This window comes from Phycisphaeraceae bacterium (genome assembly GCA_020851465.1).
Taxonomy (GTDB): domain Bacteria; phylum Planctomycetota; class Phycisphaerae; order Phycisphaerales; family Phycisphaeraceae; genus JADZCR01.
Genome location: JADZCR010000012.1, coordinates 1 through 26,418 on the forward strand (window position 1 = coordinate 1; position 26,418 = coordinate 26,418).

The 26,418-nt window shown below is 54.8% G+C and carries 19 protein-coding genes; 5 read left to right on the top strand and 14 right to left on the bottom strand.

Going from position 1 to position 26,418, the window contains the following annotated elements:
* Positions 1–348: 348 nt before the first annotated feature.
* The 7 genes from IT444_11740 to IT444_11770 form a co-directional block, all read right to left on the bottom strand.
* Positions 349–4,803 (bottom strand): tetratricopeptide repeat protein, encoded by a 4,455-nt coding sequence (locus IT444_11740; protein MCC7193443.1) that lies wholly within the window; start codon positions 4,801–4,803, stop codon positions 349–351.
* A gap of 5 nt (positions 4,804–4,808) precedes the next feature.
* Positions 4,809–7,499, bottom strand: a complete 2,691-nt coding sequence (locus IT444_11745) for a hypothetical protein (protein MCC7193444.1) — start codon at positions 7,497–7,499, stop codon at positions 4,809–4,811.
* A 5-nt stretch (positions 7,500–7,504) separates the two neighbouring features.
* Positions 7,505–9,274, bottom strand: coding sequence for an EpsI family protein (locus tag IT444_11750; protein ID MCC7193445.1), 1,770 nt, complete (start codon positions 9,272–9,274; stop codon positions 7,505–7,507).
* The gene (locus IT444_11755; protein MCC7193446.1) at positions 9,226–10,341 is read right to left on the bottom strand and encodes a GNAT family N-acetyltransferase; all 1,116 of its coding nucleotides are present in this window, start codon (positions 10,339–10,341) and stop codon (positions 9,226–9,228) included. The genes IT444_11750 and IT444_11755 overlap by 49 nt, the downstream gene beginning before the upstream one ends.
* Positions 10,342–10,493: 152 nt before the next feature.
* Positions 10,494–11,063 carry a hypothetical protein gene (locus IT444_11760; GenBank protein MCC7193447.1) on the bottom strand — a complete coding sequence of 190 codons (570 nt, stop codon included), beginning with the start codon at positions 11,061–11,063 and terminating at the stop codon, positions 10,494–10,496.
* A gap of 103 nt (positions 11,064–11,166) precedes the next feature.
* Positions 11,167–12,423 carry a glycosyltransferase gene (locus tag IT444_11765; protein ID MCC7193448.1) on the bottom strand — a complete coding sequence of 419 codons (1,257 nt, stop codon included), beginning with the start codon at positions 12,421–12,423 and terminating at the stop codon, positions 11,167–11,169.
* Complete coding sequence (locus IT444_11770) at positions 12,424–13,671, bottom strand: glycosyltransferase (GenBank protein MCC7193449.1); 1,248 nt, start codon at positions 13,669–13,671, stop codon at positions 12,424–12,426.
* Positions 13,672–13,761: 90 nt separating this feature from the next.
* On the opposite strand from IT444_11770, the gene IT444_11775 reads away from it, so the two are divergent.
* Positions 13,762–14,328, top strand: a complete 567-nt coding sequence (locus IT444_11775; protein ID MCC7193450.1) for an NADH-quinone oxidoreductase subunit B — start codon at positions 13,762–13,764, stop codon at positions 14,326–14,328.
* Between the two features lie 85 nt (positions 14,329–14,413).
* Here the strand turns inward: IT444_11775 and IT444_11780 are convergent, their stop codons facing one another.
* Positions 14,414–16,177 (bottom strand): NAD+ synthase, encoded by a 1,764-nt coding sequence (locus IT444_11780; protein ID MCC7193451.1) that lies wholly within the window; start codon positions 16,175–16,177, stop codon positions 14,414–14,416.
* A 144-nt stretch (positions 16,178–16,321) separates the two neighbouring features.
* Here IT444_11780 and IT444_11785 point away from each other — a divergent pair, with 144 nt between their 5' ends.
* Positions 16,322–17,320 carry a tetratricopeptide repeat protein gene (locus IT444_11785; protein MCC7193452.1) on the top strand — a complete coding sequence of 333 codons (999 nt, stop codon included), beginning with the start codon at positions 16,322–16,324 and terminating at the stop codon, positions 17,318–17,320.
* Positions 17,321–17,329: 9 nt separating this feature from the next.
* Here the strand turns inward: IT444_11785 and IT444_11790 are convergent, their stop codons facing one another.
* The 3 genes from IT444_11790 to IT444_11800 all read right to left on the bottom strand — a co-directional run bounded on the left by IT444_11790 (position 17,330) and on the right by IT444_11800 (position 19,919).
* Complete coding sequence (locus IT444_11790; GenBank protein ID MCC7193453.1) at positions 17,330–18,403, bottom strand: deoxyhypusine synthase; 1,074 nt, start codon at positions 18,401–18,403, stop codon at positions 17,330–17,332.
* 172 nt (positions 18,404–18,575) lie between these two features.
* On the bottom strand, positions 18,576–19,232 hold the full coding sequence (locus IT444_11795; protein ID MCC7193454.1) for a bifunctional 4-hydroxy-2-oxoglutarate aldolase/2-dehydro-3-deoxy-phosphogluconate aldolase: 657 nt from the start codon (positions 19,230–19,232) through the stop codon (positions 18,576–18,578).
* Between the two features lie 135 nt (positions 19,233–19,367).
* Positions 19,368–19,919 (bottom strand): DUF2617 family protein, encoded by a 552-nt coding sequence (locus IT444_11800; GenBank protein ID MCC7193455.1) that lies wholly within the window; start codon positions 19,917–19,919, stop codon positions 19,368–19,370.
* A gap of 208 nt (positions 19,920–20,127) precedes the next feature.
* Here IT444_11800 and IT444_11805 point away from each other — a divergent pair, with 208 nt between their 5' ends.
* The 3 genes from IT444_11805 to cyaB all read left to right on the top strand — a co-directional run bounded on the left by IT444_11805 (position 20,128) and on the right by cyaB (position 23,222).
* Positions 20,128–22,005 (top strand): HEAT repeat domain-containing protein, encoded by a 1,878-nt coding sequence (locus tag IT444_11805; GenBank protein ID MCC7193456.1) that lies wholly within the window; start codon positions 20,128–20,130, stop codon positions 22,003–22,005.
* Positions 22,002–22,469 carry a hypothetical protein gene (locus IT444_11810; protein ID MCC7193457.1) on the top strand — a complete coding sequence of 156 codons (468 nt, stop codon included), beginning with the start codon at positions 22,002–22,004 and terminating at the stop codon, positions 22,467–22,469. The genes IT444_11805 and IT444_11810 overlap by 4 nt, the downstream gene beginning before the upstream one ends.
* 180 nt (positions 22,470–22,649) lie before the next feature.
* On the top strand, positions 22,650–23,222 hold the full coding sequence (gene cyaB, locus IT444_11815; protein ID MCC7193458.1) for a class IV adenylate cyclase: 573 nt from the start codon (positions 22,650–22,652) through the stop codon (positions 23,220–23,222).
* Positions 23,223–23,224: 2 nt separating this feature from the next.
* Here the strand turns inward: cyaB and IT444_11820 are convergent, their stop codons facing one another.
* The 3 genes from IT444_11820 to galK form a co-directional block, all read right to left on the bottom strand.
* Positions 23,225–23,836, bottom strand: coding sequence for a hypothetical protein (locus IT444_11820; GenBank protein MCC7193459.1), 612 nt, complete (start codon positions 23,834–23,836; stop codon positions 23,225–23,227).
* Between the two features lie 217 nt (positions 23,837–24,053).
* The gene (locus IT444_11825) at positions 24,054–24,929 is read right to left on the bottom strand and encodes an aminotransferase class IV (GenBank protein ID MCC7193460.1); all 876 of its coding nucleotides are present in this window, start codon (positions 24,927–24,929) and stop codon (positions 24,054–24,056) included.
* Between the two features lie 223 nt (positions 24,930–25,152).
* On the bottom strand, positions 25,153–26,382 hold the full coding sequence (gene galK / locus IT444_11830) for a galactokinase (GenBank protein MCC7193461.1): 1,230 nt from the start codon (positions 26,380–26,382) through the stop codon (positions 25,153–25,155).
* Positions 26,383–26,418 lie beyond the last annotated feature (36 nt).

Consider the following 26,418-nt stretch of genomic DNA (forward strand, 5'->3'; position numbering starts at 1 on the left):
CATAAGCCATGGCCTGAGTAGCCAGCACCGCAGCGCCGGCAACTCCCATAAACATGCCAATCTTCGTCTTCATAAAGGTCTCCGCTTCCATTCGTCCGAACCCCTTATCGCCATCGCCCCGGACGTTTCGGTGACAGCCAAGATCGCGTAAGCAAGAAACATTCTTGCTTGAATACGCTGTGTTGAATACTTTCCTACAGGCCCCCCCTGATATGGGACCTCTCGCCCTCACTTGGCGACTGTCACAGATTACACCCATTTTTCTGTCGTGCAAGGGACCTACAACAATTTTTTTGGGTTAAACCCTCATTTTTAAGGCTTAACGTTAAAAAATTTACCCCAGATTATCTATTTTTTCAAAAGCTCCTTGGCTCTCTCCGTTGACGGGGAGTCTGATGGGCCAGCAGCTGCAACGGACAAGTGATAATCAGCCCATTTCTCATTTCCCATGCTCTGATACGTAGCTCCAACGTGGTACTGGACTTCCGGAACACCACCCAGTGCCACTACAGCGCGACTAAGGAGTGGAAGTGCTACTGAGTCATTTTTTGACAAGTGTTCGATCCAACCAACCGTATCGATAAGAGGGGAATAATCTGGCTGCAATTTTAGCATTTCATTGGCCATCGTTCGTGCTCGGCTCAATTCCGACGGCCGATTTTCCGCCAGCAGATAAGCCAGATCGTTGCTCGCAGCCACCTTATAAAATCCGTTGAGGGCTCGGACGGATTCTAATTTAGGAATCGCAGCGTCCGGCATCTTGGCGGTTTGGAGGAAGTTAGCCTGCGTGTATAAAACAAAGTCGTTTTTAGGCTCTCGATCTACCAGCTTTTGCATTACTTCTGCAGCACCCTTGTAGTCTTTGTCCAACGCTCGCTCGCGGGCTGCGAGAAAGATCGCCAGGGAACTGGTCGGAATAGCCCGAGCAGTCTGATCCACAAATGGTCCGATAGGCTTATTGGTGTCAATGAGTGCTTGGGCAGTCAAAGCATACGCTGGCGCAAAAGTCGGCATCTTCTTGATGACTTCGCGGCAGAGTTCCTCCGATAACTGTGGAAGACCTGCTTCCTGTGCCACCAACGCCAGTGCAAACTGCTTGAACGTGGCGATCATCTCAGGGGTCTGGATGTCCGGCCGTTCGAGGATCGGCAACAGATCGCTGGAATAGATCGTTCGCATACCCAGTACCTTTTCCGCTGCGGAACGGGCTGCAGGCACGTCGCCCTTAATGGCTGCGGCGATATAGGCAGCCAACGGAGCTGACAACGATTCAGGCGGGGCGGGCTGGCCGACAACCAGCGATAGCAGCGATCCCTTGGATAAGGCGGGGTCGTTGGTCAATACACGGGTTGCTTCGGGAAGTCTGCCCAAACGAACTAGCACACACGCGCGAAGAATGGCAACTTGCGTCGATTTGGGCTGCACACGTTCGAGATCATCCAGTGCTGCGAGTGCTGCCTTCCAATCCATTTTGTCTGCTGCGATCGCAGCACGCACGATCAGCCATCGCGCCCGCGAAGCTTCGGGCAGTCGCTCCAATGCAAGCTGCTCATCACTCCACTTGGTGAGTTCATCGTTGCCTGCGTTTCGTAAATTAATCTGCATCAACTCCGTGGCGACGGCATTAGCAAATGCTGGATTCCGTGCCAGACTCTGGAGACGCTTGCGCGCATCATCAATCTTTCCCTTGCGCTGCTCAATGCGCGACAGTGCAATCTGAGCCGGCACATAAAGCGTGGAATAATTCGCTATCGACGAAAGTTTTTCGACGGCTGCCTCATCACGCCCCAGTGTCGCATAAGCGGTACCGATCGCGTACGTGATTCGCGGGTCATTGAGCTTTCCCGCAGTCTCAAGGGATTCGAAAGCATTGACTGCCTGCTCCTTCAGCCCGAGCTTGAGGTACATCTGACCCAAGGCTGTCAAACCCATGATCTTGAAGGAAGTGACCTGTTTGGTCATGTCGAGATAAACCTGCTCCGCGGAGGGGAAGTCGTACTTCGCCTGATATGCCATACCGAGTTTGGTGGGCATTTCGACGTTTTCGGGAGCCAGTTTGATGGCGGTCTTGTACGAAGCGATCGCTTCATCGATCCGTCCCAGCGGAATCAGCGCATCACCTCGCCACCGATGCAGCAATGCCTCCTCGGGCTTTTGAGCGATCCATTCATCCAGCAGCGCCAGCGCACTCTCAAACTTTTGCAGTTGCGCAAGTCGGTCCATGACCTCGTATCGCAGCCGTGCCTGATCAGGCGTAATCATTTTGGCGATGGCTTCGAGTCGCTTGACGGATGCTTCGCGACTTTCACGGCCGTGCATGATGTCAGCCTGCCTTAACGCAGCCTGAGGGACCATCAAATTCGCTTGGATGAGCTTGTCATAAACAGCAACCGCTGCGGGTACGTCATTACGCATCAAATTGATCTTGGCGATCGCATCTCCCAGTGCCAAAGCCAATGGTTTACGAGCGCGGATTTGAGAGTTGTAACCGGGCTGGACAATCTGAAGAGCCTCGGTCGGACGATTAGAAGCCATCAGCAGTTTGGCCTGCGCCAGACGTGACAGAGGCTCCGCCATATCGGGGAGACTTTGAAACTTAATAAATTGCGTCCGGCCGGCATCGTAATTTTTCTGCTCCAGATAGAAATTAGTCAGGAGCGTGTATCCCAGCGGCAGATTGGGCTGAGCCGTGACCAGGGCGACAAGGTTTTCTTCCGCACGGAGGTAGTCTTTTTTCCGCAGATAAATGTCCGCCAGAATGAGACGCAACGAAGCATCGGTATTACCCGCTGCCAATGCACGGTTACAGATTGCCGCTGCATCATCGAGACTACCCAGACGGGTCTTGATCTGTGCGAGCAGGCCTGGATTTGATGCTTCGGTAACCTTTTTTTCATCGATCTGCGCAAGATGTTCATTGGCCTTGTCAGGTTGCTCAAGCACCTGATAGATACGGGCCGCGATGGCGTGAGCGTCCACGTTGTTCGGATCTTTTTCCAGGACCTTGCCGATCTGCTCCAGCGCATCTTCCATCAGAAAGAGGCTGGTGTAGGATCGTGCCAGGAGCATCCTTGCTTCGATATTGTTTGGCTCAGCGTTGACCACTGATCGCAGAGAGTCCACTGCCCGGTCAAACGATCCCCGTTGAAGATACAACCGACCCATGAGCTGATCGACACTCGCGTAGTCGGGGTATTTCGCTTTCAGCTCCTTGAGCATCTCACGGACCTCGCTGTCCTTGTTCTGCATGAGACGCATTTCAGCCAGCTTGAGTTGGCCCGAAGGCAAATCCGGGTGTCGCTGCACGAGCATCTGCGCGTATTGCTCCGCTTTTTCGAACTGCGACAAGAAGGCATAACCATCCACCAGGATGACCAGATGTTCATCCAGCAGCGGCTTGATTTTTTCTGTTCGCTCCAACACTTCACGGACACGGTCAGGGTGACCTTGCGATTGATCAAAAATGACTTTGAAACGAATCGCCCGCGGATCGCTGGGGTTGTTGTCATAGTTGCGGGTAATTTCGTCACCCGCGTCCTGGAACTTGCCCTCAGCAGTGATGATCGCAACCTTGATCTCCATGTACCGCGGATTTTCAGTCAGCGTCGGTGAGTTACGACGATCGAGATCAATCGCTTTCTGAATCGCTTCTTTCGCCTGCGATAGATTGTTGGTCTTCCAAAGTGCCATCGCGTAAAGAACCTGAATCTGCGGCGAGTTGGCAGCATCTGTCGAAAGTTTCGCGAGGATGACTCGCGCGTCCTCAAACTTCGCCTGTTCGTAAAGTGCCTGTGCCTTGAGGTAGCGGGTGGTGATGTCCTTGGGCTTGCTCTTGAGCGCAGCATCAAGCAGCGGCAGTGCCTTGTCCGATTCGTTCGCCAGCAGGTGCAGCTTGGCGGTGGCTATTTTCGCAGCAGTCATTTTTTTCTGTGACTCTGCGAGCGCATCGCGGATTTTCCAGCCCAGCTCGACACGGGCGGACGATGGCTGGACGCTATCGGGCATGGCAACCAGCGCGTAAGTCAACTGCTCGTAGATACCAATAGGCAAATCTTTTTCCTGTGATATTTTCTGAGCCAGCGTCCAGATGGCCGACCAGTCTTGTTGATCAAGAAGCAGGCGGGTGTACATGCTGGCGGCATCGAAGTGTCGCGGGTCAGCATCAATAGCGTTCTTGAGTTGCTCACGGGCATCAGCCATCAGCGCGTCGTGCTGTTGCCGCATACGACGCAGCTCATTACTGACCGCCTGCTGTCCATCAAGATCAGCTTCTTTAAGGGCTCGTTCCTTGTCACGGATATTCCGCTGGAGCCGCATGGCCTCGGCCTCAGAGAATCGAGCGCGGTAAAAGCTCGCGTCACCTTTGCTCTTGCCGGTGGTTTCAATCCAATCAGCCTGTTCCCGACCCAGCTTCAGCGTTTCGTCAAAGATTGCCTGAGTTTTGGCGTTGGTATTGAAATCTGATTGTGAAAAAAGCGTACTCAGCTTCACCATCGTCCACTGAGCCTTGAGCCGTCGCGCTTCTACCAGTTCAGGGTTTGCTTTCGCAAACTGATCGATTGTCTTGAGTGCGTCATCAAGACGAAGGAGTTGCATTTGTGCGCGGACTTTAATCTTCGTGGCTTCAACATCGCCGGGCTTCTCCTCCAGGAGGCTTTCAGCCAGTTGAAGAGCCTGGTCGGGCTTACCGTTTTTAAGTGCCAGGTTCGCATTGCGCATGCGCAGCTCGGCACTATCACCGCAACCGACAAGCATGCCGCTCAGCACCAGAACCAGCGATAACGACTTGATCATCCGTTTCATCTGCATCACTCCACGATTGCCCCATCCGGAATGGCGGGGTCGATGATTCCTACTTGAGGCGGGGTTGACTTGGCCGCCGCTTCAATCCTTTCAACCAGTGCGTCAAACCTCGCTCCGGTTACGTTAAGTCTCTGCAACTGATCTCGCGTCTCCTTGGCTGCGTCCAGATTACCGCTGTCCAACTGCAACTCCGCTAGATAAATCAAAACAAGCGGATCGCTGGGACGTTTGGTGTTGAGATATGACACAGCCGGCAGCATGATCGCCGGACTCAGCGACATGCGAGCGGTGGACAACACCCGATCGACCAACCACAGAGGAGCATTCTCCATGGCTTCGGATTTGATGATTTCCGTCATGGCACTCATGAGCTTGCGATCGGCTTTTCCCGCTTTGAGTGCCTCTGTGCCCAGTAAACGCATTTCCAGTGATCGATCGGGATTGGTCACTGCCAGTGCCTGAAAGGCAGCTGCTGCAACGTCAGGATTACCCATCTCAAGCGCCGCCCTGGCAGCGAATTCCGCCGCAATCAGACGCATCTCCGAATCGGCCGCCTCCTGATCAATCAGACTCCGTGCATCGGCAGCCGCGTGAGCAGCATCATTGAGCGCCAGATTGATTCGCGCCCGGCAAAGCGTCGAAAGACCCGCATTCATCTCACGGACAAGCTCGATTACATCGCGCATCCTCGCCTGGTCCACGTCGGCCATGGCGTCAGCGATTACCATCATCGCTGCGGCATCATTCCACGGATGACGCTTCAGCAGGTCACGGAGTGCCAGATTAACCGCGCCGACATTCCGGTTGCGGCGGGCAAAGCAAAGATCTGACCACAATCGCACCATTGAGTACCTGGGAAGCTCGACATCAGAGGGGCTTTCATCACTCAAGAGTGCCAGTCTGGACTCTTGTTCGTGTAGCTCGTTGGCATCCGGCCACCGCTGGGCAGCAAGGGTAAGCATGTCCCTCGCTTGCGCCAGAAGCGGAGGAACGAAGCGGTTTTCGCGCAGACTTGCGCGGCCGGTGGTGGGGGCAGGCTCAGAACGGGTATAACTCGGTCGGCGAGCTTCTCGCAAGGTGAGCGGATCAGGCTCCAGTGAAACGCGCATGGCTCTTACAACCGTCCATGAGACTCTCATCCGTACCCCGCCCTCGGCACGACGCCACGCATCCACAACATCAATAAATGGATCTCGAACCAGTGAAGGACGATCGAGGCGACCATCTAACCACATAACATCGTCGAGCGCCATCGCCGCAGCCAGCGCAACGTGAGTCGGCGTCGCCAGCTTCGCTCCCTGGTTGCTCAGGAGCGTGCTCAGACCACGGCGGTCCACCTTGTCCACCAGCAGCGCGATGCGATACGCACGCACGCGAGGATGATTCGGCGACAGTGCCGCAGCCGTCATGATGTCCTGTTCCGCCAGCGTCGAGGGACCTCCGCTGATTAGTGAATCAATCAACGCCAACCGGAAGACCAGATTGTCGTTATCGCGTTTCAGACTTTGCTGAAGCCAGAGTTCGGACTGATTTTTATCTCCCTTGGCTGCCAGCGCAATGCCATACGCGCCCATGACCTCTGGAAATTGCGTTTCTTCCGCCAACGGTTTGATCGCTGCGATCGCTTCGTCCACCAATCCACGATTGAGCATGGCTGTGGAGAGCAGGCTGACCAATGTCGGATGAGAAGGATGTTTTTCGAGGAGTCGGCGAACAAGCTCCTCAGCAGCGGGGGCATTACCGCGAGCCAGACGAAGCCTGACTTGAGCAATGTCCAACCGAAGCGAATCAGCGCCCACCAGTGAGGAGTGATTGATCAGTTTTTCAGCACAGTTGACTTCGTCGTCTGTAACCGGCAACCCATAACTTCGTTCCAGACTCAGCAAAGTGTCTGCAACAGCACCGGCAACGTGGCGTGACAGTTTGGGAAGCTCGGCCAAGTCCTTCGCCTCAGCGGTCGCGGTATCACGATCTCCCGCACGCCACGCTGCTCGTATGAGCATGTACCGCGGCTGCGGATCGTTCGGCATCTGCCTGCGCATGCTGCGGCTGAGCCGATTGACAGTGGTATCGGAAGCAGCCATCTGCCGCTGCATGAGTTCCACTGAACCCGACGGCTGAGGCAGCGATGCCTCGATCATTTCCGGCGAGTGAAGAATCCTGAACATCAACGCGGATCGAACGTCCCGCTCGGTGGCTTCCATCATCGCCAATGCGGGATCGCCCGGATGTTTCAGCGCAAAGGTTTCACGACGCTGAGTAGCGTAAGCAAGCAGACTTTCCACGTCGGGACGAACCGACGCGATCAATGGGGCGGGCGTGCGTTGCACGATGTCGTCTGCTTCGGTGACAAAAGCCTTGGCTTGGAGTGAAGCCGCATCGTACGAACCGTCTCGATCCAGTGCTTCGAGCACCAATCTCGCCTGATGATGCAATCCCTTATCCAACAAGGCGCGGGCCTCGACCAAACGAGCCTGCCGGTGATAGGGATCGATCTGGCTGATCTCCAGTGCCGCACGGAGGCTCACTTCTGGATCTTCCGATTGGAGCAGCGGCTCGTACTTTGCCAGGCGATACTTGGCTAGCCATACCCGGCCGGTGTAAGCAAGCACACCTGCAACCAGCGTGACAAGCAGGATGATACCGATGAGCCGCCGCGATAGTTGAAGCGGTGCTGGCGATGGGTTAGAAGGCACGATACTCAATTAAGCCCCTTATGTATGGCGGGCATCAGTTCCCGTGCCGCGTTAAGTCCCAGCTCACGCGCCTTCTCCAGATCGTTACCATCCATCGGTACTGAAAACCGGATAAGAGCTCCAGAGGTGCTTCGTCGAGTCAGACCGTTCAAGACGATTTTGAACTGCTGACTCCAGTAACTGTTGGTGTACTCGTCGCCGCATTTGTAGATGTACATGTGGTAGATCTGTCGCGCACCTCGCTGGCTCACCAGTTCACGCAACACGATGTGACCCGGCCCGGGGACATCCAGTGAAATATCAGCCTTGTGTACGATCTGATCACCGCCGCCTTCCAGGCAGACATCCGGCGGGTGAGTACCTTTGCGATTGTCGGGGCTGAAAACGATCAACAAGTCAGCTTCACGATGTGAGGCACGGTCGAAGAAACGACGGTACACGTAATCATTGGTTTCGAGGATCGCCAGCGTCAATTCGTCGAGTGTTTCGTCAGCACTCTCAAACTTTTTCCCATCAATCATGATGGTCTGAGGCACCGCGTGGCGGGCGACATTACTGTTGTTTTGCGCGACTGCCTTGGTTGACCAGAAAAGACTCAAGCCTGCGGATAGCAGCAGCGCGAAAAGAACCGTTGGCCGAAGCGTAGCTGGTGATGCGCCGCTGCCGCGAGGAATTCCGTCAAGAAATCCGAGCAAGCGGGTATCTGCCCAGTTGCGTTTGAGCATCCGTCCGGCAAAGAGAATGATCTGCTCGATGCCAAAGAGCATGGCCAGTGCGACGATGAAGACCAGCAAACCCGACATATCGTGAAACGTGCTATTGGGACCCGCGGCATCCACGCCATAGTAGTTAGCGACGAGATTAAGCGACGTGATGCGAACGATATTGGTTGCCATGGCCACCGGTACCGCCATGAGCAGCATGAAGATGCGCCAAGGGCCTTTGACACGGCAAACCACGGCAAACAAAGCGGCAAAACAGATCAGCGAAATAAGACTGCGCAGGCCGCCGCAAACATTTTCGACAACCAGTTCCTTGGGTAATCCATCAGGGCCTGGTTCGAGAATAATTGTGGCACCCTCCATGATGGCAGGTACTTTGAAGATATGGTTGGTGATCCAGAGAGCCGACTCGCCGGCAAAAAACTTGAGCTGGAAATTGAGCTTGAAAATCCAGTCCATGGGCAGCGGCACCATGAAGACCAAAAATGCAACCGGCAACCAGTATGCCTTGAGCAGGGTCCATCCACCCCAAAGCAGAAGAAGTGCCGCCAGCACGCCAATCAGAGCGAATCCCGAAGGGAACATGACTCGTGCATACACGCTGAGCACATGAACGAGCAGCGAAGCCGCCAATGCAACACCACCAATAAGATTGGCGGAGAACGTCCGTTCCGTCGGCGTACCTACTTTTCGATATATCAAAAACGCAATCAGCAGCGATACCGCCGGAACCATCGGGCCGTGGGTGTAATAGGAATCACCTTCGGTGAGTCGATCACTCAGGCTCCACTTCACCTTGTCCCAGCTTGGGAACCAGCGATACCACATATCGCCAAATGTGTAATACCAGCCAACCGCCAGCAGCGCGAAGGTCACCAACAGGCCGAACAAGGCACGACCACCAGCACGCGGTGTCGCGTCGGTATCGGCCACGGGAATAGGAATCCCCGCATGGACATGCGGCACTTCGCTCGATGTCACCGGGTTGCTCGGCGTCGTCTGACTCAAGGAATTCCTCTCACGATGGCTGGACCCACAAGTCGCGTCAGCCATACGGGCAGTTTCTGCCATGTCTCGATACGACGTTTGTGTCTGGGGTTGTCCGGGCGAACCGCATTGATGTCACCGCGACGCACGTGATATTGCCAGACGGTCGGGTGCGGCTGCGCCCCCCATTGTTTCTTGAACTTGTACGTCCCCGAATCAACGCTGGATCGACCAAAATCGAATTCCCGGCTTCCTCTGGCGATCGCTCGCAGGAGAAGCTGGTGGTACATCCACATATTTGCGTTTGTCGAATTGAACTCTCGCAACGCACTGGCGGACGGTACCTGAGTCGATCCAGCCGCATGGATGAGCAGGGCTCCCGCGATCGGCTGGCCTTTGTGATGTACGACCGCCATCTCGGCGTCACCCTCCAGCCGCCCCAGGATCGACGCGAAAAATTTCCTCGCGTACACCGGTGTGCCTAAATCTCGCATGTTGATGGCAAAAACATGATAAAAATCGTCGAGCACTTCCAGACCGCCCCATTTGAGGGTGAGGTCGCTTTTATCCCCTTTGCGAACCAGATTGCGGGCTTTGGAATCTATGGCACGCCAGAGTTGTTCGGCACCGGGTTGACCGGCACCGGGTAATGCCTCCTCAACTGCCTTGCCTTTGGCAGGTGGGACCGGGGCGTGAGGGTCCGGTAACGTCAGGACCATCCGCACTTTTTCATCACGAGAGGCCCCCAATTCCTTGTGAGCCAAAGCCTGCCCATGACGCAGCTCGAGGTATTGAACATCGTGGTCATCAGCAAGTGATACCGCACGCTCGATCAGATCAGCCACGACGCGCTCATCATTGGTTGCGATGCCGGCACGATTCAAATAGGGAAGGCTGACAAGAAAGCGACCAAACAATCGACTGGAAACCAGAGCCACCGGCAGGTAGCCGTCGATTTTACCATCGGCGGAGCGTGAAATAATGGAAAATGGCCGATGGCCGAGGCCTTCGTGAAGGATATCCAGCCACCGTGGATCGTGCTCACCGCAGGCACCACTAGGGGCCGTCGCTAGAAACGAACGCACCTCCTGCTCAAGCGCAGGGTTCTGCTTTGATAGAACTTCGATTGCCATGCCGTGTTCCGCGCCGCGCGCAATGCGCCCCTGAAGCCCTGATGCAATTTTCGATTAACGGGCACGCCTCTCATCGGCAATCTGACCGCCGGCCTGCGGTCGCGTCATCGGATCATAATATCGGACTCAGGTTATCGGCGAAATGTCACGTTTTACATCCCTAGCGGCTTGGCGGGCACTCCCCCGACCTTCGCGTTGGCATCAACGGGCTTAATGACCACCGCACCGGCACCCACGATCGCACGTGGTCCCACGTCGGCCATCACAATCGCACCAGCACCAATCCACGCACCAGCACCAATCGTTACCTTCGTAAACTCCTGTGGATTGTCGCGCATTACAGTGCCTGCCGCAGCAGTCTGTCCGTGTTGATGACGACCACTGAGAATCTGTACCCCATCCGCAAGCATCACATCGTCACCAATCTCTGCCCAGCCGATGGAGCAGAAACGCCCGATGTAAACGCGGTCACCTACTGTCGCCTGGGCTTTGCTGAAGACCGACATAAATCCGAAATACACATTGACGCCGACTGATGACAAAAGCGTTTTGTAGAAGCACTGTCTCGCGTACACACCCAGAAAGCCGGGGAGCCGTCCGATACGTTCACTAGCTGCACTGAACGCCCGCATCTGGCCGAGGATGGGCTTGCAGAGCATATACGCAATCAGAATCGGCAAGGCGCGGATGAAGCCGAAAATGGTGCCCAGAAACTTTGCCATTAGCTAACTATCGGCGAAATGAACACCTTCCCAATGGGGGAATGAGCGTCACGGCATGCCGCGGGATTTTAAACAGATCGATGATTCATGTTTCGTGGATTCACTACCGTGCGGCGGCGACTCGACGCTGACCTTTGGGGGGCGGACTGGCCAACAACTTGTCGTAGATCGCTTTCTCTTTGGCCATTCGCTGTGTGAAACTGTATGACTGTTCGATGTGCTTCCGTCCGGCCGCAGCAAGTCGCTCACGTACCGCAGCATTGCTTGCAAGACGTTGCATGGGACGTGTCAGGCCGTCAATATAACCGATCGGACAGAGCAGCCCCGTCTGGTCATCGGTAATCAATCGCGGCACACCGGCTACACGAGTCGAAACAACCGGCACCCCCATCGCCATCGCTTCCAGCACGACATTCGGCAGGCCTTCCCGCAGGCTGCTGAGAACGAAGATGTCCAATGCATGATAAAGCTCGATGGTGTCAGCCCAGAAGCCCAGCAACCGCACCCGATCTTCGAGTTTAAGGTGTCGGATTAGAGCTTCGAGGTCCGCGCGTGCATCGCCGTCGCCTGCGATCCAGAGTTCGACATCAAGCCCTTGACGAATCAGATTGTCTGTCGCGCGGATCAGATTATTAAAAGCCTTCTCTGCGCTGAGACGCCCTACCGCACCGATTACTAATCTCCCCGGAGGTACGTTGAACTTCTGCCGCAGAGGCGACTGTTCTGCGGGAAACTTCCGTTTGAATGTCCGCTCATCAATCGCATTTTCGATCAGCGTGCAACGCTCTTGCGCAACGCCTAGCTTCAAACACCTTTCCTGTAAGTCATCTGACACCGTGATCACATGGTGGTAGTAAGGCAACGACCAGCGATCGACCATGTAATAGAGCGGCGTGCGCGTGGTGTGCTTAACCCAGCCATGTACGGTGGTGACGAGCTTCATGGACCAGAACGGCCGGAGCATCAGGCCGATTGCGTTGGACTTGTAATCGTGCGCATGCCAGACCTTGACGTTGTACAGCCGGCAGGCACGGAGCATCGCACGGAACGGCGTGCGATCCAGCGGCCCCTTATCGGGAATGCTGATAAGTGGGCAACCAAACTCGGCTGCGCGTTTCTTCACAGCTTCGTAGCCTGCATCATTGGGCGGATGCATGTAGGCGGCAGCAAGCCAGTAGTTGGAGTCAGCCAGAAACGGAGCGGAGAGAAGAATCGTTTTGTCAGGTCCCCCGCCGGTATCTGTGACGACACGTGTGTGGAGCACCACTTCTTTGGCCGCTGCTGGAGGAGGCGGCCAATCGCCGGGTAAATCTTCGCGCTGTTGCCTCCGTTTGGCCATAGGTGTATGCAGGTACGCCATTCAACCCAGGATCATTGCCTCAAACTGCCGTGCCTTTTCCTCCCATGTCTCCGATACCAGCCGTTTCCGTGCATCCAACTGTTTTGCCGGAACTCCCTCCGCGGCTCGCAACCGGCAAAACGTCAGAAATTCCTCCGCCGATTCCACCACATCTGACGCATCAGCCCAATCCTGCGTCGCGGGCAGTTTTCGTCCAACTACCGGCTTGCCCGTCGCCAGGTACTCTTTGAACTTCAGCGGCTGCATCGCACGGGTTACGGGCATGTCGGCGTAAGGCATGACAAGCACATCCGCTGCCGCAGCCACACTCGGCAATTCCTTGTAGGACATCGGCCCAGCCCACACGATCCGCTCGTGACCAAAAAGTCCTACTGGAGGAGCCTGTTGCGGTCCGACCAGCACGAGCGTTCCGATCCCAGAGTTCGCCAACGCGAGACACCATACCGCATCAAGCCTTGCGTCTATCAAACCCCAGAACAGGAAGATCGGTCCATGGAGAGCACGTTTCGAGCCTAGAAGTCGGTCCCGCGGGGTTTTGGCGCCTGCTGGTTCCGTTTGCAGCGATCCTGAAGACTGGGAGTCTTCATTATCCCAATCCGTGGCTGCTCCCCGCCAATGGCTTAGGTCTATACCATGCGTTAATAGGGAGATAGGTTTTGATGTAAAGCCCGATAACCGCGTGCGAAGTGTTTCCGAAACAGCAATCAATACATCGCATTGAGGAGTAAGTTCTCGCTCCATTTCATCCATCACTCGACCATCCGAGCCGGGCCAAATCGAGAAATCGTCCACGCAGTAGTAAACCCAAAGATCAACATCGAGTCCCCTTTCGGCGGTACGGCGAAGTAGATCGGCTGTAATCGGAAGCGTGGTAATGGCAATCCGAATCTGACCCGTCATACGTGGGCCAAGCGCAGCATGGACCGCGTTCGCCATCTGTTTCGCATTGAAGTTCCGTTGTCGTCGGGTGCGGAACCCTGGCCACATACGCGGGCTTATCACCGTTAGATTGGGAGGAAGGGGATCAATGCTCTGTCGCTTCGAGATTCCTGTCCACTGACCGATCTTCTTGAAAACCTTACGAAAATCATCGAACGAGAGACTGGGGGCACGGGTGCCAATGGTATTAACCCACAGAGTCGGATATCGCGACAGGAGTTGCTTTACGAGATGCTGGCTGCTGGAGGGGTGACGACCCCAGTCATCGGAAAACATGATCAGCCGCGTGCTCGGCGAGTGCTGGGTCATAAGTCGATTCTATCGGAGCTATCGAAAACCGTTGGTCGCCTCAGCAGGAAAAATCCCCTATCATTTCTACACCGCGAAGGATTCCGCTTTATGGGTATCGAATCAGCATTGCCGACCGATGGCGTTTTAACGACGCAACTTCAGAAAGTTATCAACTGGTCACGTCGCAGTTCGCTCTGGCCGATGCCCTTCGCCACCGCCTGCTGCGGTATTGAACTGATGGCCACAGCGTCATCACGGTTCGACCTGGCTCGCTTTGGTGCGGAGGTCATGCGATTCAGTCCGCGACAGAGCGACCTGATGATTGTCGCCGGGCGCGTTGCGGTAAAGATGCTCCCGGTCCTCCAACGCATTTACCAGCAAATGACAGAACCCAAGTGGGTGATCTCAATGGGAGCCTGCGCCAGCACTGGCGGAGTTTTCGATACCTACGCCGTCGTGCAAGGCGTTGACCAGTTTATTCCCGTTGATGTGTACGTCCCCGGCTGCCCGCCACGCCCCGAAACACTGATTGAGGGCATCATGGCGATCCAGCGCATCGTAGATCGTGATGGAATGCCGCCGTCGGGAGGTAAGCGGCGGCCTCTTCAGATCGCGATTGAACCCACACACACCCTCAGTCCACAGCCCGTGCCATTGACGGTTTCACTGAGTTGATCGATTCCTGACCAATCAGTTCGTTCGTCAGCGTCTCATGCTTTCAGACGTATCGTGATTCCGCGAGCCGGAGCAGTTGGTTGCATTACTTGGAGTGTTGCGTAGCCGGCTTTATCGTCCGCGCATTATCGTATCGCTGTGCAATGGGCATCCGCCGACCAAATCCAAATGCACGGCTGGTGATCTTCAGTCCCGGTGCTGCCTGCTTGCGCTTGTATTCGTTGAGATCGATCAAGCGAACCATCTTCAGTACCACGGACGGATCTACGCCGGATAATTCCGCGACAATTTGCCCCGCTGATTGTTCACGCTCCACATAACGCTCAACAATCTGATCAAGCACATCGTAAGGCGGTAACGAATCCTGATCGGTTTGATTCGGACGAAGCTCCGCACTTGGTACTTTTGTGATTGACGCTTCGGGTATCACCGCACCGTTATAGGCACGGCGAAGCGGCGAGTCAGACGAATCATTGATCCAGCGTGAAAGCTGCCACACCATCGTCTTGGGTACGTCGCTGATAACCGCCAGCCCGCCAGCCATGTCACCGTAGAGCGTGCAGTAACCGACAGCCAACTCGCTTTTATTACCCGTAGTCACAAGCAGTGAACCGAATTTGTTGGAGAACGCCATCAGGATCACACCTCGGATGCGAGCCTGAATATTTTCTTCCGAGGTATCGGGTTTAAGTCCGGCGAACGCTGGAGCGAGCAACCCTTCAAAGGCGCGGTGTGGTTCGTCAATTGGGATTCGATCGAACTTGATACCCAGACGCCGAGCGAGATCGGCCGCATCATCCACGGACCCCTGAGAGCTGAAGCGAGAGGGCATCGTAATGCCCCGCACGTTTTCCTTGCCGATGGCAGCGACCGACAGTGCAGCGCAAAGCGCGGAATCAATACCTCCCGACAACCCCAGGACGATTGACTTAAATCCACACTTGCGACAGTAATCATGGAGACCCAATACCAGTGCGTGGTACGCCGATTCGATACCGTCCTTAGGGGCGGAGATTCGTCCGGTACCAGTGACAATCGGCGGTTTTGTCCTGACTTTCTTCGTGGGCTTAACGGCGACTTTTTTCTGCTTCAGATCAACAATCAGCAGATCAGGCTCGAAGTCTTTTGCCTGCGCAATGATATTCCCGCCCGCATCGACCGCGCAGCTATTGCCGTCAAATACCAGTTCGTCATTACCGCCAACCTGATTGCAGTAGAGCAGCGGCAGGCCGTGGCGTTTGGCAGCATGTTGAAAGAGCTTGATGCGGAAGGCGTGCTTACCAACGACAAAGGGCGATGCGGAGCAGTTAATCAAAATCTCCGCGCCGGCTTCGGCAAGTCGCTGAACAGGATCGTCACGATAAAGCAGGCGAGGCATAAGCTCGCAGTCATTCCAAAGATCCTCACAAATGCTCACGCCCAGGCGTATCCCCAGGTGATCACACACGGTGACGGGCGGCCCCGGCTCAAAGTAGCGATGCTCATCGAATACGTCATAGGTAGGTAACAGGCTTTTGACAAAACGATGCACAATTCGACCACCGGCGCAAAACGCAGCCGCGTTGTACAACGACCGACCCACCGCCTGGTCCGACTCCGCCGGATAGCCAATGATTGCAGCAATATCGAAGCATGAACCTGCTAGTTCCTCCACCGCTGCAGCACACTCATCGATGACCGTCGGCTTGAGCAGCAGATCCTTGGGTGGGTAGCCAATGACGGTAAGCTCGGGGAAAACTACCAGCTCCGCGCCTTGTTCACGGGCATCCATGATTGCATGCCGCACTTGCGCGGCATTGCCGACAATATCACCAATGGTCGGGTTCGTTTGCGCGAGTGCGATGCGCATGGTGAGAATTGTAGTGCTTCCCGCTCAATCGCGGCGGAGGCACGGCCTGAAAAGTATCTTGGACCTATCGCCTTACCAGAAACAATCGTTCCTCAGATGATTACTCCATTGACCCCCGCTGTGAGGCCGCCTAACTTGGGAGCGATGAAATACGCAAACGCAGGGTTCTTCATCCTCGTCGGAACAATGGCTGTCGCGTTTACGTTCGGCAGCTCCGGCTGCCGCTCTCTGTCCACAACGCAACCTGCGGATTCCTCGCGTGGTCGAGACCAACTCAACGAAGGCAAACGACTCAATGAACAAGGTCTCAGCGATGACGCTCTGGTAGCATTCACAGCGGCACTGAAAGAAAACCCGCGCCTGGTCGAAGCCCAGATGGGAATGGGTGACATCTACCGTAAGCGCGGTGATTACGAAAATGCCGGTGTTGCATATGAGAGCGCGACAAAACTCGATCCGATGAGCTTCGAAGCCCATTATTACCTCGGCCTGATGCGCCAGCTCATGGGTCGAATCGAGGAAGCGGTTTCGAGCTATCTGCGTGCGATCGCGATTAAGCCCGAGAGTATTGACGCCAATCAAAACCTCGCCAGCGCGTATCTCCAGCTAAATCGTCCCGGTGACGGTCTGGCATACGCCAAGCGTGCAGCGGATCTTTCACCACAGAATCAAGCTGCCTGGGCAAATCTCGGTGCCACCTACAGCCTGTTGGCACAATACGACGATGCGGTCGATGCCTATCGACACGCAGCGGAACTGGGTGAATTGGAGGAACCGATCCTGCTGGGCCTGGCGGATGCGCATATCAAGTTGGGGCATTACGACCGCGCCGCGGCTGTGCTGCAAACTCAGCTACGAAAACAGCCGACTGCCACCGCGTATGAACGACTCGGATATTCGCAATTCAAACAGCGGCATTACGACGATGCGCTGGCGAGTTTCCGCGCCGCACTCTCACTCGACGCCAATGACGTAGCTTCGCTCAACGGTCTGGGCGTTGCGTTGATGACGTTGTACGTTCAGTCGGGACGTAACATTCCGCAACAACGAGATCAGGCACTTGAAGCGTGGCGAAAAAGTCTGACGATTCGCTCCAATCAGCCCAAAATCATCGATCTCGTTACACGTTACAGAAGGCTGTAATATCGAGTCTTACTTTCCCGCCCCAACCGCTGCTGATTCATAGAGCCGGGCGAACTGCTTGCCCTGCCTCCCCTTCCATGAACCCTTGTGGTAGCCATAGCCCGCAATCAGCGGAACCGCCAAAGTCGCTTCACTGAAGACCATCTGCTCCCACGCCAAGTCCACTTTGCCCCAACTTGACGCTTCTTTAAGCGTTGAGCTAGATAACGCGCCATCACGAACATCCGCTACGGTGACCTGAACAGCATATTTGTGCATCGGGGCTTCATAGCCGAGGACTTCAGCGGCGACCACGATGTCCTGCACAAAGTTCTTGGGAACCCCCCCGCCGACCATGAACAAGCCCGTCGTCGGATTTTTGAGCTTGATCTGCGTGAGTTCGTAAAAGTCTTTCGCCGAGTCGATGCTCACCATCGGCTGACCGGCCTGGGTTCGTGCATGCTGATGGGCAACCAGTCCGAATCCCGCAGAGCAATCGGAAAATGCAGGACAAAAAATCGGCACGTCATTTTCATAGGCAGCCAGCACGATCGACTCTTTATCCTTGCCGTACTTCTGGAGGTATACCCCCATCTCACGGATGAACTCTCTCGACGAGTATGGCCGCGGCTCCAGCGAATCAGTAATTTTCATCATTACGTCATCGCAGATGCGCAGCTCGTCCTCGTCTATGAACGTGTCATAGATACGGTCAATCGCCAGTTCACGAAGTTCACCGTCAAACATGCCGGATTTGTGTTTATCTTCAGCGATGTAATGCTTGAACCCCAAGGCCTCAAAGAAATCCTGATCCACGATGTTGGCACCGGTGGAAACAACAGCGTCAACCATCTTGTTGCGGATCAAATCCACAAACACCTTTTTCAGGCCGGCACTGATAAGTGAGCCTGCAAGCGTAAGGATGATTCCGCATTCGCGGTCTTTGAGCATTCGGTCAAAGATGTCGCTGGCCCGCTGAAGATCGCGGGCGGAGAAGGCCATATGCTGCATGGAATCGACCAGAGGTACGACGTTATGCCGAGTGATGTCGATGTGTTTGACAGTGCGTGAAAGCAGTTCCCGTTTTGCCGGTGAATCGGCCATGTGAATCCCCTTCTCGTCAGACACGCGGACGGAGCACGCGGCGCAGGGCGCAACGATATTTTAGCGAGGTTTTCCCGTCGTGAAGGGACTAGGCGCGTTCAACGAAATAATTTTTCTATTTTGAGTCTCTGCAAAGATACTACACGGATGGCACTCGGTAGGTTTTGATTCTTCATCCGCCCCTCGATTGCTTAATCACCTCCACGAACTGTCGCGCCAGACCGGTCAGCCCCTTCCAATCCTTCGCTCTAATCAAATCTTTTCTCACCAACGACGATCCGACCCCCAGGCAGGCAGCTCCTGCCTTGAGCCAATCAGCGGCGGTTGTCAGGTCCACGCCACCAGTTGGCGTGAGTTTCAGGTGCGGCATGGGAGCCAGCACATCCTTGAAATACTGAGGTCCGAATAGATTGGCGGGGAAAACTTTCACCATATCCGCACCGGCCTGCCAGGCCGTAATAATTTCAGTCGGCGTCAATGCACCGGGAATCACGGCCTTATCGTAGCGATGGCAGATCTCAATCACCCCAAGGTTTGTCGTCGGGGCGACGACGTACTGCGCACCGGCAAGGATGGCTGCACGGGCGGTCTCCGCATCAAGGACACTGCCAACCCCTACGATGAACTCTTTACCGAGTTTCGTTGTCGCCTGATGGATCACATCCAGCGCGCCGGGAGTGGTCATGGTTACTTCAGCGACGTTTGCACCGCCCTCACCCAGGGCGCGGAAAACATCAATTAACTGGTCGGCACTGTCGGCACGAATCACGGCGACAAGGCCGGCGGTCTCGATCTGGGAAATAACAGCATTACGTCCGGTGATTCGCATGGAAAATCGTCTCGAATGTCAGAATAAAGTTTCTAACTCATGATCGCAGCGAATAACGTCCAGTGTAAATGAAACAAGGCCGCGATGTTGATCGCGACCTTGATTCGTTCTTAAGAGCTGATGAGCCCTGAATCTTCAGGCCTGTGGCTTGATCTCGAAGATCGACTGCGTACGCAAGACCATCCCCGTCGCGCCGATCAGGTGATAGCTCTGAAGGTGGAACTCCTTCTTGTACTTCTGCACATCCAAGAGCGAAAGGCAGGGGTTGCCTTCGTGATCTTTCCATTCGTGGACCATTGCGTCCGCTTCACCTGCTAAATCGCGCATCTCGCGGAGCGTGGCAGCGAAGAGGTTGTCGCTGAGCGACTCAGTCTGAACGGAGGTAACATAGCCCAAACGACCTTCGGGCTCCAACTCGAAATCTTTTTCACCCAAACAGTGCAAAGCATGCACTAAGCCGTGCTCTGGTAAGTGATCACCGCTTTCGAGAACGGCCTCAGTCAGGCACTGACCTTCAATTTGAAACCGCACAACATGGCCACAAGGTGACAACCATGCCTCTACTTCGTATTCCCCATGTCGAAAAATCTTTCGACTCTGGAGATCAAAGAGCTCCGGGTGCAGTGCCCGGCGGTACAGCATGAGACGAAAAAGCTGTGCATTACTTGACTTATGAACACTACTCATTGTTTCCTCTGGGGTAAAAACGGCGGGTAATGCTGCATTATATCGGGGATATGTCTGGCGCGAAGCCTAAAAATCGGTATGACCACCTGATTTTCTTCCATTTTTGGAAGTGGAGAGCGATAAACATCACTGCCGATAACTCCTGTACACACTGAATGATCCGAACGGACAGCACCCTCGGATTATCCTCAATTTTCCGGTCCAACTGATGTCGAAACTTCTTGAAATTCACCGACGGCTCAATGCTGTCCATGACGAGTCGATCGATGCATCGATGGCCGCGGCACTCCCTACCGCTGATCCCGCGGCGGCAAAATTGATCGCCAAGCACCTACTCGAAAACGACCACCCCAACGCAGCTTTGAGCCTGGTTCAAAATTTTCATCTGCTACCAGGTGAAATCCAGACAAGTATCGTCACCCGAGCGTCAGCCTACTACCATGCTCTTCGACAGGCTGCGCAGAAGCGCAGTGGTCCTGGCCCCATCAATGCCATACAAATCGTCCGCAGGGCACGATCACCGCGGCTCGCTCATCTTTTGGTGGATCAATTACGTTTCGGTGATGCCGAGGTCCGATCGCTCGCCGCCGAAAGTCTGCTTGAGATGGCGCGAGAGTTGGCTGCTTCGGCAACTCATGACGCAGAAGCGGAACAGATTTTCATTACGGGTCTTGAAGAGGCGCTAAATCTATACCGTCATCATGGTCAACCGATGGTGCTGCTGGCGGCGGCAGCATTGATCCCGCGACCGATGGCCGGAATCTTCCGCATCCTTCAGGATCGCACGCATCCAGCTGCTGAGCCGATGGCCCGATTGATGGAGGGGCATTCCGCACCTGAATTTCGACGCTCTCTGTTGGTCTGGTTAAGGATGCCGCCACTCATGGATCCAGCCGTGCAACGACTGCACCGCATGGACGGAATGGTATTGGCCGAACCACTAAGATTCACACACTTTTTATCCATCGGAACAGCAACACGAGGACTTCGTCGTCTATCTGATGCCAGACGTCTTTGCCCGAGTGCCGAAATTACAGATGGGTTTCCTGCATCCATCAGGCGGACTGTCCCTCGCTGGATCAGGGCATTACCTCTCGATCCGCCGAATCAGATCGACGCCCTCTCAAAACTCATTCATAGTCACGATGTGGCGATGAAGATATCCCTGTTTCGAGCGTTGTTATCCATCAGTGAGCAGCCCGGCGGCGAGGGAGCGCATGATGTGCTCTCCACGTTTACTGATGATGCGGACCCCCAACTGGCAAGGATGGCATTGCGACATCTCGTCCGTGTTCGTTGGCCGGGTTTGGCGAAACTCCTGATCAAACTCGTCAATTCGCCCCACGCGGAGATTCGCCAACTCGCCGGTGGACATTTAGCTCCGCTGGGATTCACTCGGTTCTGGGACAGTTGGCCGCGGCTTAGTTTTGCCCAGCAAATCGCAGGCGGGCAGGCATTGATCAAACTAGATGCCACGTTTCACAAACATCTGGCAGAACGGCTGGCCCGACCTGAACGCGCAGCTCGGCTTCGTGCATTGGCAATCATTCACACACTCAACCAGGGACCATGGTTTGAATCGTCACTTCAGACTCTTTCGCACGATCTGGATGAAGTTATCGTCTCCGCGGTTGCGAGAGCAATGGGCACCTGTGACACGCCTGTGACTGTGGAAGCACTCGAAAGGCTTTTGCATCATCCTGACAGTCGTGTGCGTGCCAATGCCATCGAATCACTTCATCAACTCAAATCGACACGGCATGTGGATCGCCTGCTTGATATGGCCGAACGGGAAGAAAACCGTCCGCGTGCCAATGCGATCCATGCCTTGATGGAGATGCGTACCGGTGAAGCACTCACGTCGCTGGCCCGTATGCTTGCCCACCCCCAACCGGCACAGCGTACCAGCGCACTGTGGCTCATCGACCACTTGGGGTTAATCGACCTGTCACGTCACGTTGCGGAGATGTCCATTACTGATCGCGATGATAAGGTGAAGCGACGTGCCGGTGAAGTGATTCAGCATCTCATTACCGTACTGCGTACCGACACTCACCACCACGACCACAACCAGGGGGCAGCGTGATTCCGCTACTTCTGGCAAACACGCAAAAATTGGCTGGGGCTGCCGGCAGCCGGTCGGGAACCACTGCGACGCCGTCATGGGAGCTGATGCGCGATGCAATCCGCAACCAGCAGCCATCCGATTCCCTGGGTATATGGTGGCTGATCTTACTTGCAGGCACACTCGTTGGACTGCTGATCGCAGCCAGAACTTTTCGCTGGATTCGCGAGCGGCACCTGCGATCGAAACCGCTCCGCATCTTTCACCATCTCGCCAATGAGCTTGGTCTGCATCTGGCGGATCAGTGGCTCCTCGTTCGTATATCCCGGCAGCAACTTCTGCCTTCACCTCTGACGCTGATCCTCTCTTCAAGCACCCTTCGGCATCACGGCGAACAATTCGCACTGACCCTGTCAAACCGAAAACAGTCGCGTGTAATGCTGCACATTGCCGGAATTGATGCTGTGCTGTTTGGTGATAATTGATTTCCAAAAGCCGCCAGATAAAGCCAGTTTCCATTGATCCTGACATCACGATTACAAGAGCATTCCGGTATCACCTCGATGTCGCACATCCAGCCACCAGTATGAACTGATCACTTGCCTCACATACTCCCTTCCATTTAAATACTCCGTTCTCTCAGCGATCCAAGGAAGGAATGAGTATTGAGTATTGAAATTGAAGCGAAAATGCAGGTGACCGACCTGGCTGCACTTGAAGCCAAACTGGAAGCCGTCGGAGCCAAGCGCGGACCTGTACATCTTGAGATCAATCGTTTTTTTGACTCGCCATCCGGATCGCTGCGAATGGCCGATCAGGGACTGCGCATTCGAGTTGAGAAATCTACAGACGGCAGCCGCGAGGTCGTAACGATTACGTACAAAGGTCCGCGTGCTCAAAGCAAACTTAAGCAGAGACGGGAGACGGAGATCGTGGTTAACGACGCCAAGATCGCTGCGCAACTCCTCAATGATTTAGGGTATGTACAGACTCTGAGCTTCGAAAAACAGCGTCGTCGATGGGAGTTCGACCGCTGCCACGTGGATATCGACACGCTGCCCTACCTGGGCGACTACGTAGAGATCGAAGGACCAGACGACAAAGTCATCCTGGGGGTTCGTGAGAAATTAGGATTGGGTAAAGCCCCGCTGATTCGGGCAGGATATGCGGCAATGCTGACCCAATATCTGGCTGAACACCATCTTCGTGCAGAGCATGTCCCGCTCAAATCCTCGTGATGTCATTCACACGGTACAGTCGGCGCGACAGAACTGATCTGTGCCGTATCCGCTTCACCCAGCATCCGGGCTGTGCTGTAGAGCATGATTCCCGCGCCTACCATCTCCAGCACTTCCTCGACCAGAACTTCAGTGGTGTAGTAAGGCGTCTTGCGCAGGAACTTGTAAGAAATGATTTCCAATCCTACAGCCCCAACCAAAAAAGTAGCGGCTCCGAAGATCGCGCATCGTGCTGTGTAAGGTCGTATTTTCCATAGCACGCATACGTCACGCCAAACCCAGATCAGAATAATCAGTGCGAGGACTCCATACACCGGCATCCAACGGCCGGAGTTGTTAATCGCAGGAAGCCATGGAAATACTTTTCCAAGGTGTGTAATTCGTTCGTGAATACCCAGTGCCTCATCCGCGGACAGAAAGAGAAATCCCACAGCAGCGATGACAAAGAACCGGGGGCGAGGCCCGATCGTACCGTCGCAACGCGACGCAATGAGCAACGATAACGCAGCGATCAATCCCAGCTGTAATGATGAAAACCACGCGGGCAGGTTGTTTTCCGCGTCAAGGTCGAACATCTGAAACAGACCATCGTCATGGCTACGAGTCAGCCGCACGAAAATATATGCCAAGGCGAAAAACGTCGTTAGCAGAAGTGAGGCTGCCAAAAATATCCTGGCATCGCGTCTGTCGAGAACGGGTCGCGTTGTCATTGGAAATCCCCCGAAGGTGGTAACCCGATCGCCACAGAAATTTTTATCGGCAGGAATTCAACCCCTACTTAGAGCCGCACTTAACGATTATCCGTTAAAGGTTTATGAATTTACCAGTCGGTTAAGCAAGAATCGGTACCCGCAGACATGACTCGACGATGTGATTCATGAACAACTGATGAATCCGCGTCGTCAATGGGCCTGCGGATCCGTTACCAATGACGGTCGAATCAATCTGACTGACCGCTGCCACATGGGTTGTGCTGCCGCACATAAATACTTCATCTGCCGTCAGAAGTTCGTTGACCGAATAGGTTCGCTCGCGACAGGTCAAGCCGTGTTTTTTTAGAAGTTTCAGAATGATCGATCGTGTGATGCCGCCGAGGATCCAATGGTCAGCTGGATGGGTCCAGAACTCTCCTCCTCGAGCGATGAATAGGCTTGCACACGTGCCCTCCGTCACTCGGTCGCCTCGATGAAGAATCGCTTCATAACATCCCGCTTGTATAGCGCGGTTACGTGCCAGGACATTGGGCAGGAGCATCACGGACTTGATATCGCAGCGATGCCAGCGTTCATCATTCGCAAGGATGGTTTTGATCACTCGCGGCGGGGCTGCCGGATCAATAGGCTCCGCTCTCGAAGCGATCAACAGAACCGTTGGCTGAGTAGATTTGGGATATGCGTGGTCGCGGGGTGCTGCTCCACGGGAAACCTGCCAATAGAGCTTGGCTTCCGTCAGGCGGTTGCGACGGACCAGCTCATTGCTGAGGTCTTCAATACGCTGAGTGTCCGATGTAGGCTCGATTGCAATTTCGGTCATACTCCGTTGCAGCCGCTCAGCATGTTCACGCATCGCCAGCGGTTTGCTGCCGTAGTAACGGACGACTTCATAAACCCCATCCGCAAACATCGCCGCTCGCTCTTCGATGTCGAGACTTGCTGCGGTGCGGGGTAAAAAACGGCCATTCAGAAATACAACGGAGTCAGCGTCCATACCTAATTAAACCCCTCAAACTGAGGATTTCCCAATTCCGGTACCTCAATTTACACATCGGTCAGAATACCCGTGAGGTATTGGATTTATACGCGAGTCGGTCCTCCTCGGACGCCTTGTTTCGAGGTTGTTGTAATTCCGTGATAAGAAGTGAGTCGTGAAATCATCGAAGCGTGGACACACAGGAACCGATCCATTTCCCAGATTTCAGGCGTCACGCCGGTTATTTCAACGCCAATACCCGCGCTCCCGCAGCTGGTCTCGTGTCAAAAATCGTTGCCTCGATTCCTGTACGTTGCTTGTAGCCGTGTGCGAGTGCGTCGCGGACAGTACCAACCGCATCGGTACTTACCAGACTCACGGTGCAGCCACCAAAGCCGCCGCCCGTCATACGCGAGCCAATGACGCTGCCTGTCGCCATCATGTCGAACGCCAGATCCACTAACGTATCCAGCTCCGGACAACTTACCTCGTAATCATCGCGCAACGATGCGTGGCTCTGAAACATAAGTTGGCCAAATCGTTGCCAATCCGCACGCTGGGCTGCCTCTGCTGCTTCAACAGTTCGCGTAATTTCGTTAACCACATGTAATGCTCTACTGAATTCGACTCGATCGAGTTTCGATCGATTTGCTTCGAGCTGAGCCTTGGTAGCATCACGCAGGCTCCGAAGGCCAAGCTTCTGAGCCGCTGACTCACACTGCAACCGCCGCTGGGCGTATTCACCGCCCGTAAGCTCATGTCTTACGTTCGTGTTGGCGATTAGTATCGTCAGGTTCGGATCAGATAGCGGCACTGTCTTTGTTTCCAGCGACCGACAATCGAGAAGCAGCGCATGGCCGGCCTGTGCTAATGCTGCGATTGCCTGATCCATAATCCCGCACGGTACTCCGGCAAACGTGTGCTCCGCTTTTTGCGCAAGTAATGCCTTGTCCCATGCGGAGAATGAGCACACTCCCATCGCTTCCAACAGCGTGATCATCGACACTTCAAGAGCTGCACTGCTCGAAAGACCTCCACCCAACGGCACGTTGGAGTCAATAAGCGCATCAAATCCGCCGTAATCACATCCTCGCAGACATGCCAGCGCCACCACACCTTTTACATAGTTTGCCCACTTAGGTTCACCTGGTCGAAGCTCAGAATTAACCTCAAACTCCACGAAGGCATCACTACCTCCTGCACTTTTCAGCGCAGGCATGGTGCTGATAATCCGTACAGTGCGTCTGGGTGATCGGTCGGCGACTATCAGCGTCTGCCGTTCAATCGCCATAGGCAAAACAAACCCCTCGTTGTAATCCGTATGCTCACCGATCAGATTCACACGCCCCGGCGCAACAGCGGCAAAGCGCGGCTGACGACCAAATTTTTTATTGAACTGCGCTGCTGCTCTCGCAAGCTGGTCGCCAATCGCAGGCGTTAACGGATGGTTTCGATGGTTTTGATCAGTCATGAACAACGATGATAAGGCAAGTAGCCGGAACGATAT